At 59.0% G+C, this 10,546-nt stretch carries 9 protein-coding genes; 5 read left to right on the top strand and 4 right to left on the bottom strand.

The features are described from left to right. Positions 1-273 precede the first annotated feature (273 nt). Positions 274-441 (bottom strand): hypothetical protein, encoded by a 168-nt coding sequence (locus ETC00_RS18845; protein ID WP_171567610.1) that lies wholly within the window; start codon positions 439-441, stop codon positions 274-276. Between the two features lie 104 nt (positions 442-545). Between ETC00_RS18845 and tkt the strand changes: the two genes are divergently transcribed. The 3 genes from tkt to ETC00_RS18860 all read left to right on the top strand — a co-directional run bounded on the left by tkt (position 546) and on the right by ETC00_RS18860 (position 5,690). Continuing rightward, positions 546-2,552, top strand: a complete 2,007-nt coding sequence (gene tkt, locus ETC00_RS18850; RefSeq protein ID WP_171567611.1) for a transketolase — start codon at positions 546-548, stop codon at positions 2,550-2,552. Positions 2,553-2,731: 179 nt separating this feature from the next. Then, positions 2,732-5,242, top strand: coding sequence for a transglycosylase domain-containing protein (locus ETC00_RS18855; protein WP_171567612.1), 2,511 nt, complete (start codon positions 2,732-2,734; stop codon positions 5,240-5,242). Between the two features lie 100 nt (positions 5,243-5,342). Continuing rightward, positions 5,343-5,690 (top strand): hypothetical protein, encoded by a 348-nt coding sequence (locus ETC00_RS18860; protein WP_171567613.1) that lies wholly within the window; start codon positions 5,343-5,345, stop codon positions 5,688-5,690. A gap of 126 nt (positions 5,691-5,816) precedes the next feature. On the opposite strand, the gene ETC00_RS18865 is transcribed toward ETC00_RS18860, so the two are convergent. After that, complete coding sequence (locus ETC00_RS18865; RefSeq protein ID WP_171567614.1) at positions 5,817-7,244, bottom strand: L,D-transpeptidase; 1,428 nt, start codon at positions 7,242-7,244, stop codon at positions 5,817-5,819. Positions 7,245-7,310: 66 nt separating this feature from the next. On the opposite strand from ETC00_RS18865, the gene ETC00_RS18870 reads away from it, so the two are divergent. Then, on the top strand, positions 7,311-8,024 hold the full coding sequence (locus ETC00_RS18870) for an AAA family ATPase (protein WP_171567615.1): 714 nt from the start codon (positions 7,311-7,313) through the stop codon (positions 8,022-8,024). Positions 8,025-8,111: 87 nt separating this feature from the next. Here the strand turns inward: ETC00_RS18870 and ETC00_RS18875 are convergent, their stop codons facing one another. Both ETC00_RS18875 and ETC00_RS18880 read right to left on the bottom strand, forming a co-directional pair. Further along, a complete protein-coding gene (locus tag ETC00_RS18875) occupies positions 8,112-8,282 on the bottom strand; it encodes a hypothetical protein (protein WP_171567616.1) in 171 nt (56 codons plus the stop codon). Then, positions 8,279-8,518, bottom strand: a complete 240-nt coding sequence (locus ETC00_RS18880) for a hypothetical protein (protein ID WP_371808920.1) — start codon at positions 8,516-8,518, stop codon at positions 8,279-8,281. The genes ETC00_RS18875 and ETC00_RS18880 overlap by 4 nt, the downstream gene beginning before the upstream one ends. A gap of 268 nt (positions 8,519-8,786) precedes the next feature. Between ETC00_RS18880 and ETC00_RS18885 the strand changes: the two genes are divergently transcribed. Next, entirely contained in the window at positions 8,787-10,361 is a 1,575-nt protein-coding gene (locus ETC00_RS18885) for an FAD-dependent oxidoreductase (protein ID WP_171567617.1), read from the top strand. Positions 10,362-10,546 lie beyond the last annotated feature (185 nt).

The following is a 10,546-nucleotide window of genomic DNA, read 5'->3' on the forward strand; positions in this document are numbered from 1 at the left end:
CCACTTTGCGAGGACTGAAAAAAGTGACAATGCAGGCGATGCTTGTCTTTGCTTGTATGAATTTAAAAAAACTGGCCAATTGGCTATGGAAGGCAGGCAAAGGGAGGCACAATGCCTTTCATTTTCGCTTCATTTTCGAATACATACAGGACAAAAACTCCCTCGACTGCCAATGGTAACGAGGGAGTTTGTCTGCAATCTGGAAGCGGCTGAAGAAGCCGCTTTCATTTATTTTGAGTCAGCGTGCCGGCCGAGCTGTTGGGAAGAGCGCAGTCACTCCCCCTGCACTTCTTTTGCCCCCCGGTGCTGCTCCGCGCTTTTTTTCCGCAGCGCCTGATCCCGTTTTTGCTTCAGCGGGGAGTTTGACATGGCGTAAAACAGCATGCCGAAACCGGCCAGTCCCAATACGATGCCGATGATCAGATACAGGGTCGACATCAACCCGGACCACCTCCTTTTTCCACGTCGGACATGATTGTGCCGCCGAACTGTGCTATAATTGGTTCGTCGTTTACCCGTAAAAAAACGCAGGGAGGATTTGCTTGATGACTCAGCACACGTCTGTCGATCAACTGGCGATCAACACGATCCGCACGCTGGCCATTGACGCTATCGAAAAAGCCAACTCCGGCCACCCGGGGATGCCGATGGGAGCGGCACCGATGGCGCATGTCTTGTGGAGCCGTTTTATGAAGGTAAACCCGCGCAATCCGCAATGGATCAACCGGGACCGCTTCGTGCTGTCTGCGGGACATGGTTCAATGCTATTATACGCCATGCTGCACCTGATGAAATACGATGTTTCGTTGGAAGACATACATAACTTCCGCCAATGGGGCAGCAAGACTCCAGGCCATCCGGAGTACGGTCACACGCCCGGCGTGGACGCGACGACCGGTCCGCTGGGTCAGGGGATTGCCATGGCTGTCGGGATGGCGATGGCGGAGAAGCACTTGGCGGCTGTCTACAACCGCGACGGGTTTGACATCGTCGACCACTACACCTACGTCATCTGCGGCGACGGCGATTTGATGGAGGGCGTCTCCAGCGAGGCCTCTTCGCTGGCCGGCCACCTGAAGCTGGGCAAGCTGATCGTGCTCTACGATTCCAACGACATTTCGCTTGACGGCGAGCTGTCCCGTTCCTTCTCGGAAAATGTGGCGCAGCGCTACCAGGCGTACGGCTGGCAGTACCTGCGCGTCGAGGACGGCAACGATCTGGCGGCGATCGAGGCGGCCATCGCCGAAGCGAAGCAGGATCTGGATCGCCCGACCCTGATCGAGGTAAAGACGGTGATCGGTTACGGCAGCCCGAACAAAGGCGGCTCCAACGCGTCCCACGGCGCACCGCTGGGCAAGGAAGAAGTGAAGCTGACCAAGGCAAACTACCAGTGGCCGCATGACGCAGAATTCCACGTTCCTGCGGAAGTAGCCGACTACTACGCCAAACTGGCGGCAGCAGGTGAACAAGCGGAAGCGGCATGGCGCGAACGCTTTGCCGAATACGCCAAGGCGTATCCGGAGCTGGCCCGTCAGTTCCAGACGGCTGCGGACGGTCAACTGCCGGCTGGTTGGGACAGCCAACTGCCGACCTACGAAGCGGGAACCAAGCTGGCCACCCGCGCTGCATCCGGCAATGCGATCAACGCGTTGGCCAAAACGGTTCCGTACCTGTTCGGCGGTTCCGCTGACCTGGCTCACTCCAACAACACCATGATCAAAGAGGCGGGGAACTTCCTGCCGGGCAGCTACGACGGCCGCAACATCTGGTTTGGTGTGCGCGAGTTTGCGATGGGAGCTGCCCTCAACGGGATGGCGCTGCACGGCGGACTGAAGGTATACGGCGGCACGTTCTTCGTCTTCTCCGATTACCTGCGTCCGGCCATCCGCCTGTCCGCGCTGATGAAGCAGCCGGTGGTCTACGTCTTCACGCACGACTCGATCGCCGTCGGGGAAGACGGACCGACGCACGAGCCGATCGAACAGCTCGCTTCGCTGCGGGCGATGCCGGGTCTCACAGTGCTGCGTCCGGCCGACGCCGTGGAGACCAATGAAGCGTGGAAGTACGCCATCTCCCGCACGGATGAGCCAGTCATCCTGGTGCTGACGCGTCAAAACCTGCCGGTGCTCAACGAAACGATCGAGAAGGCTGCTGAAGGGGTAGGCAAAGGGGCCTACGTACTGGCCGACGCGCCGGACGGCAACCCGCAGCTCGTCCTGATCGCCACCGGTTCCGAAGTCTCCCTCTGCATGCAGGCTCGCGAAGTGCTGGCCGCCAAAGGCATTCAGGCGCGCGTTGTCTCCATGCCGAGCTGGGAGCTGTTTGAACGGCAGCCGCAGGAGTACCGCGACGCCGTGATCCCGCCGACGGTAAAAGCCCGTCTGGCTGTGGAAATGGCCTCTCCGCTGGGCTGGGAGCGCTATGTCGGCGACGGCGGCAAAGTGCTGGGCATCAACCAGTTTGGCGCATCCGCTCCGGGCGAACGGATCATGACAGAGTACGGTTTTACCGTGGACAACGTGGTGGCAGAAGCGGAAAAGCTGCTCAAGTAACGATCCCTTTTTGTAAATACTCTTATTGCGTGAAAAAGCCTGTTCTCCTTGGGAGACAGGCTTTTTCCAGTGACAAACGGGCGCAGATATGGAATCATAGACGGGGGGCGGACAGAAACTTTTTTGAAAAGGTTCCGTCTATATGATGTGGGAGAGAGAAAGTAACCAGGAGGTCATTCATGGCAACAAAGGCCAAGCAACGAGGGAAGAAGAAAAAGAAGAAATTGCTGATGTTTGCCGTATCCTTTACGGTCTTTCTAATCTTCAGCGTCATCGGCGGATACTTTGTCTTGCTGTACGCCGGTGAAAAAATGATTGAAACGCAGATACAGAAACTGGAGGCACTGAAATCGGAGCCTACGGTGATTTATGACAAAGACGGTAATGAAATCACGAAACTGCTGCGTGAAAAGAACACCAAATACGTACCGCTCACCCAGATGCCGGATCATTTGATCAACGCCTTTATCGCAACAGAAGACCGTCGCTTCTTTGAGCACAAAGGCGTGGACATGTTCCGGATCGGCGGCGCGATCATCAACGACATCCGCAAGGGGTCGCTCGCGGAAGGGGGCAGTACGATCACGCAGCAGCTCGCACGACGAGTATTCCTCTCCCTGGAACAGACGTTTTGGCGCAAGACGAAGGAAGTCTGCATCGCTATGGCCTTGGAACGCCGATATTCCAAGGATCAGATTCTGGAGATGTACCTGAACCAGATTTACTTCGGGGAAGGCGCCTACGGCGTGGGTGACGCCGCCCAGCGCTATTTTGACAAAGATGTAACCCAGCTCGATCTGCACGAGTCGGCCATGCTGGCGGCCATTCCGAAAGCGCCGACCACCTACTCGCCGTTTAACAATCCGGACAAGGCGAAATTGCGCCGCGACACCGTGCTGCGCCTGATGAGCGAGCAAGGCTTCATCACCCAGGAGCAAAAGGTGACGGCCCAAGCCAAACCGGTGCCGGAAGAGACCGATGAGACGAAGGCAGGCGGCGGGTTGAAAAAAGGCTACCGGGCGTTTTACGACTACGTGATCCGTGAGGCCGAGGCGAAGTACGACGTTACGGAAGAGGATCTGTACCGCGGCGGCTGGAAGATTTACACCACGTTCAACCCGAAAATGCAGGACGCCATGGTGGAGGCGTATGACAACCCGGCCAACTTCCCGAAACCGGGGCCGCAGCGGGCCGTGGAGTCAGCGATGATCGTCATCGACGCCAAAACCGGCGGCATCGCCGCAATGATGGGCGGCCGCGATTACAAGCCAAAAGGCTTCAACCTGGCGACCGACATGCAGCGCCAGCCTGGTTCGTCGTTCAAGCCGCTGGCCGTTTACGCGCCGGCAATCGATTCGGATTCCAAATGGGGCCCTAATTCGTCGCTCTCCAACAAGCGGCAGGATTTCAACGGCTACGAGCCGCGAAACTACAACAACAAGTACAGCGATTCCGTCAGCATGACCCGCGCTGTGATCGATTCGTTGAACGTGCCGGCGGTCTGGCTGCTGAACGAAATCGGCATCGGGACCTCGTTGAAGTATCTGGAAAAATTCGGCATTAACCTGTCGGAAAAAGACCGCAACCTGGCGATCGCGCTGGGCGGTCTGGACAAAGGGACGTCGCCGTTGAAAATGGCGCAGGCGTACACGGCTTTCCCCAACAGCGGGGTGGTGTCTGAAGCGCACGTGATCGAGCGAATGGAGAACGAACGGGGCGGCATCCAGAAAGTTTACCAGCCGAAACAGGAGCAGGTGATCAAACCGGAAACGGCATGGAAGGTACACACCATGTTGGAGCGTGCGGTCAAGGAAGGGACGGGACGCAACGCGCGGATTTCCGGCCGCCACGTTGCCGGAAAAACCGGGACGACGCAGTCCCTCATCGGCAACAGCAGCGTCAACAAGGACGCCTGGTTCGTCGGGTACACGCCGGAGTACGTAGGCGCGGTCTGGATGGGCTATGACAAGGAAGATGCCCAGCACCTGATGCGCGAGGGCAGCAGTCTGACGGCCAAAATGTTCGCCACTGTCCTGAAAAAAGGCCTGAAAGGAGAACCGGTACGGGATTTTGAACCGCCGGCAGGCATGAAGCGGTACGAAGAGGAGAAAAAAGAGGCTGCTTCCGTGCACCTCTCCGCCGACCTGACCCTGGAAGGCAACTCGCTGAAAGTGATATTGACCTGGTCCGGCGGGGATGACGACTATACGTACGACGTGTACCGCGTATCTCCGGACAATCCGGACAATCGCCAGTTGATCGCCGCCGGAGTGAAGGATAACAGGCACGTGGATACGCTGGACTCTCCGGTCATGTACAAGTATGTCGTCGTTCCCCGCGATGCGGATGGCAGGGAACTGGAGCCGTCCAACATCGCTGAAATCAACACGAAGCAATTGGAGCAGCTGCTGCAGGAAGGGGAGCACCACGACGACAGCGGCACGCATGAGGACGACGGCACGGTCGAGGGAGGAAACGGCCAGTACCCGTCCACCGGAACAGAGGGACAGGACGGAACCGGTCAGCCTGCAGACGATCAGCCTTCTGGCGGCGAAACGCCGGTGATTCCGCCGGATATCGTCCAACCAAACGGCCAGCAATTGCCCCCGAACGGCATTGAGCTGCCGCCGCCGCCGCCCGAAGATGCGGGAGGCGGCAGGCACTCGCCAGGAAACGGCCGCAACCGCTGACAGTGGAAATCTGCTGAACAGTTAGCATATTTTCGACTATTTGCACTTCCTCTCCCGCGTGGTACAATACACATAAATCGGGAGACAGGAGGGACGGTCTATGACAGACTTCGCACAAGTGGATTTGCAGGCGTTTTTTGTAGAGCAGTTGCGGCGGGCCAAGGTAAATTTTGAACGTGCTCTCGACTGTAAACACACCGATTTTGACGATTTGTATCCGTATATGAACGAACAGCCCCAGTTCTTCTGGTATAAACGCTACGTGGCGTGGTCCGAACTGCTGACTGTCGTCCGTCTGGCCGAAGAGTTGGGGATCGCGTGGACGAACGAATTCAGCAGCCAGCAGGTGGAGTTTATCAAAGGCAAAGTCCTGCAGGGCAAAGTGCTGGATCAGTGGAATCCGGAAGAAGAACAGGAAGAAGAATCCCTGAGCCATATGGAAGAATAAGCAAAGCGCGTTCCCGCAGCGGGAGCGCGCTTTTTTGCCGACGGTTCGCCTGTTTTCTGTCCACCGGATGCAGGAGAGCCTCTGCCCCCATTCCGGATTGGGACAGCAGCATGTTCGTCCATCCTGTTAATGAAGCCAATGATAGACGACGCGGGGCGTTTCCTCGTCGCGGCCTGCTGGCAGGACAAACGCTGCCGGGTTGGCCCACCGGGGCACGGGAGCGGCATGGGCGGAGATGATCACTTCCGTTCCTGGCGCGACAAACGTATACAGTTCCTCGACGTCCCGGTTGTGCAGACGGATGCAGCCAAGCGAGACCGACTGGCCGATGCTGGCGGGATGGTTGGTGCCGTGGATGGCGTAGCCGTTCTGCTGAAAAATCAGGCCGCGCGTTCCGTAGATATCATCGGGACCGCGGGGATTGCTGATTTTTTGCAGTACGGAAAAGTAACCTGCCGGCGTCGAGCCGTTTTTGCCGATGGCGATCGGATAGCGCCGGACGAGGTGCGGTCCGCTGGTCAGCGTCATCGCGTGCGAGTCCAGGTGGACGTGGATCTGCAGCGGCGCGAGCGGCACCGACGGCTCCGGATAGCCGCGCAGCGGGACGACGTGGCGCATGCTTTCCCAGGCCGCTTCCCGGCGAAATGCAGCCGGCTGGTATGCCCAGTCCGTGGCTCCGTACCAGGCGGGCGTCGGAGGAATGTCCGGCAGGGCGTTGCCGGGATAGGCGCCAGCCAGATCGCTCAGCTTCTGGGGCAGGCTCCCTTTTCGTTGGTAGTGGCGGTACAGGGCGCTGCGCAGGATCAGCAGGTGTTCCAGCGTGCGCTGTTCTTCTGCGAGTTGGAGCTTGGCCGTCCGCACCGCCGGATGCTGATCGCAGGCGCAGGGACGGTCAAACCACTGCTGGCTCAAGACGGTGCGGCTGACGGGGTCATACCGCAACAGACCGTGCAGTTCTCCCGGCCGGTAAAACAACAGCGGCGTAAACAGCGGCGCTCCCGTCACTTCAGGGACAACCAGCACCGTGTACGGCTGTTTGAGCGCTGTACGCCGCCCGCTCACATAGTCGTACACGTGATGGCGCAGCTGCTTGCCGTCCGTGCCGGCCGGTACGGCGATCACTTCCACGTGCGGCCGCTCCTGGCCGGATGCGTTCTTTCCATTAGTAAATGCGGCGCCTGTCGAAGCAGCCTTATCCGGCTCAGACAAAAGCCCCGGTGAAAAGGCAAATTGAGCGTGGAAAAACAAAAGGGAGGCGAGCAGCAGGCGGATTCTGCCGGCCCACAACCCCCGCCGGCGTTTGCGCAGCAGGTCCTGATAGGCCGCGGCCGCTTCTTCCGAGTAAGGGCCGTGTTTGGCGTGCAGCGCCTGGCGGTACGCGGCCAGCGCCTCGTCTATTTCGTTTCGCATCTCCCGTTCGCGGCCGAGATGGTACCAGCCAATGGCAAGGTCGGGATGCCGTTCGACGAACCATCGGTAAAAGGCGAGGTCACTCTTGTCCGGATAGGTCATGTGAAACGCGCTTTTTTCCTGGAGAAATTGTGCCTTGTTCACCGCACTCCCTCCTTACTGGAAGTATCGGCCAGGAAGCGGGGAAACGTGAGAGTGGAGGAGAGATATATGTATTTGCATGCCATTATCCTGCGCAGGGAGCTGTTTCCCGCAAAAGGGGGGTACCCGTTTAGCCTGCCTGCGTACCAGGGTGTGGAGGAAATCCCCTTGACCAGCAGCGTCACCTTTTTTATCGGCGAAAACGGCTCCGGCAAGTCGACGCTTTTGGAGGCGGTGGCTTACCAGTGCGGTTTTCACACCGCCGGCGGCAGCCGTAACAACCTTTACCACGTAGACCGGGCAGAGGCGGCTCTGGGCGATTATGTCCTCCTTTCCTGGCGTCCAAAGGTGACCAACGGCTTTTTTCTGCGCGCGGAGAGCTTTTACCAGTTTGCCAGCCACATCGACGAGGTGGAGAAAGACTATCCCACCGGGTATCGCAGCTACGGGGGGCGGTCGCTGCATGAGCAGTCGCACGGGGAGTCGTTTTTCTCGCTGTTTGCCCACCGCTTTCGCGGCAAAGGCATCTACCTTTTGGACGAGCCGGAGGCAGCCCTCTCGCCGATGCGGCAGATCGCGTTTTTGTACCTGATGCAGGAGTTGGTGGAGGAAGGAGCCCAGTTTCTCATCGCCACCCACTCGCCAATCCTGATGGGCTTTCCGGGCGCCCGCATCCTCAGCTTCGACACATCACCGCTGACAGAGGTCCGCTATGAAGAGACGGAGCACTACCAACTGACCCGCCGCTTTCTGGAGAACCCCCGGGCCTTTTGGGACATCTGACGCGATTGCCCCGACAGTGTCTGTTTTCGCGGGGGCCGTTCGACGGCCGGTCCCCACTGGCGGGGCAGCCTGTTACGATCGTCCAGCTTAGTGGTACTGATCGATGCAAACGACGAGGGAAAAGTCGGCCCGCTCCAGCGCTTCCTCGTCCACAGGATGCGTGAATATTCGGAATGAAGGGCGGATGAGCGGTTCAAAGCGCTCCGCGTAGCGGGACAGTCCCGCCTCATGAAGCAGTGACAAGATTTGTTTTTTCATCGGTTCTCATCAACCTGTTCGTTTTTGAGGCGCCCGACATTCGTCTCACGCAGCAAGCTGATCAGCTCGCCCAGCTTGGCGTTGCGTTCCCGGTCGCTTTCCGTTTTTTGCTTCATGAAGCGGAGCAGGCTGACGAGAACGTACACGATGAACCCGTAAAAGGCGAGCGTCAGCAGCAGGGGGACGATCATGAAAAAAGAATGGTACTCTAACGCTACTGCTCCAAAATCCATCAAGATATTCCCTCCTTTTTTTGAAAAAAACGGCAAAAACCACGAACTATTTTATCATTACTTCGCACAGTCGGCAAACGAAAGCAGGCGCGACACTTCCCGTCTGTGTCCGTTTGTGAAGCATTCGTGAACAGACGCTCGTTTGGCGGCATGTTCCTGTATGGTTGCCTTGCCACCCGGAAGCCCATCTCATACAATAGAAAAATAACAAATTCTTTCAAAAATGGAGTTAAAAGCAATTTTGTGAACGAAGCGGAAGGAGTGCAGGCACATGATACGGGAACTTCATGCCGACCTGGTCATCATCGGCGGGGGCGTGGGCGGCTGTGCGGCTGCCTTGGCCGCTGCCAAACTGGGCAGAACCGTCGTCATGACGGAAGAAACATCCTGGATCGGCGGGCAGCTCACCAGCCAGGCCGTTCCGCCGGATGAACACCCCTGGATCGAACAGTTCGGCTGTACCCGCAGTTACCGGGCGTTTCGCGACGGCGTGCGCCGCTATTACCGCGATGTTTATCCGCTTACGGAAGCGGCGAGAGCCGTCCCGTACCTCAACCCGGGAAACGGATCGGTCAGCCGCCTCTGTCATGAACCGAAAGTGGCGCTGGCCGTTCTGCACCAGATGCTGGCTCCGTACGTCAACAGCGGCAGGGTGACCATACTCGTCCGGCACAGGCTTGCGGCGGCCCGCACCGTGGGAGACCGGATCGTCTCCGCGACCGTCACCCATCTGGAGACGGGGGATCGCGTGGAACTGGCGGCTCCTTATTTTCTCGACGCGACGGAGTGCGGCGACCTGCTGCCGCTGGCCGGTGTCGAATACGTGACCGGAGCGGAATCCGTCAGCGAAACGGGCGAACCCCATGCGCTGGAAGGGAACCCGCAGCCGATGGACATGCAGTCGTTCACGTATGTGTTTGCGATGGACTATCTGGAAGGGGAAGACCATACGATCGACAAACCGGCCAGGTATGAGTTCTGGCGGAACTACCAGCCCGATTTCTGGCCGGACAAGCTGCTGAGCTGGACAGGCGTCAAGCCGGATACCCATGAACCCGTTCGCTACGAGCTGTTTCCGGGGACGGACCGCTTCTCGCTGTTTCGCTACCGGCAGATTGCGGACAAGGACAACTTCACTGCAGGTTTGTACCCGAGCAGCGTCACGCTGGTCAACTGGCCGCAAAACGACTACTGGCTCGGCCCGATCATCGACGTCAGCGAGGACGAGCGGACGCGCCATCTGCATCAGGCGAAACAGCTCAGCCTGTCGCTCTTGTACTGGATGCAGACGGAAGCGCCCAGGCCCGACGGCAAACAGGGATATCCCGGACTGCGCCTGCGCCGGGACGTCCTTGGAACGGACGACGGATTTGCCATGTCCCCCTACATCCGCGAATCCCGACGGATCCGGGCGGAGTTTACCGTGCTCGAACAGCACGTCAGTCCGGCGTGCCGCCCAGACGGCAAGGCAGAGACGTTCGAAGATTCCGTCGGCGTGGGCTGCTACCGGATCGACCTGCATCCCAGCACGGGCGGCCGGAACTACCTGTACATTCCCTCCCTGCCGTTCCAGATTCCGCTTGGCTGCCTGATTCCCCTCCGGATGGAGAATCTGCTGCCGGCCTGCAAGAATGCGGGGGTCACGCACATTACCAACGGCTGCTTCCGGCTCCACCCCGTGGAGTGGAATATCGGCGAAGCGGCCGGCTTTCTGGCCGGCTACTGCCTCGAGCGGGGGATTTCCCCCCGCGCTGTCCGCAACATGCCGCAGGATTTGGCCGATTTTCAGCGGCTCCTGGTGCGGGAAGGCGTCGAGCTGGCCTGGCCGTCGATCGGCCCGGTCTGAGCACCAATCAAAAACAACAAGCGCGGGAAAGCCAACGCTGACCCGCGCTTGTTTCGGGGCGCCCGGCATGGGCGGTAGCTATAGGGTGAAAGTCCCGAACGGGGGTTGGCTGTACCAACCGTTAGCTTAAGGCAAGGGTGTCCGCCGTGAGGCGGAATCTGAAGGAAGCCGGCGGCAAAGTCCTG

Origin of the sequence: Brevibacillus sp. MCWH (genome assembly GCF_013096935.1) — a bacterium.
Lineage (GTDB): Bacteria > Bacillota > Bacilli > Brevibacillales > Brevibacillaceae > Brevibacillus > Brevibacillus aydinogluensis.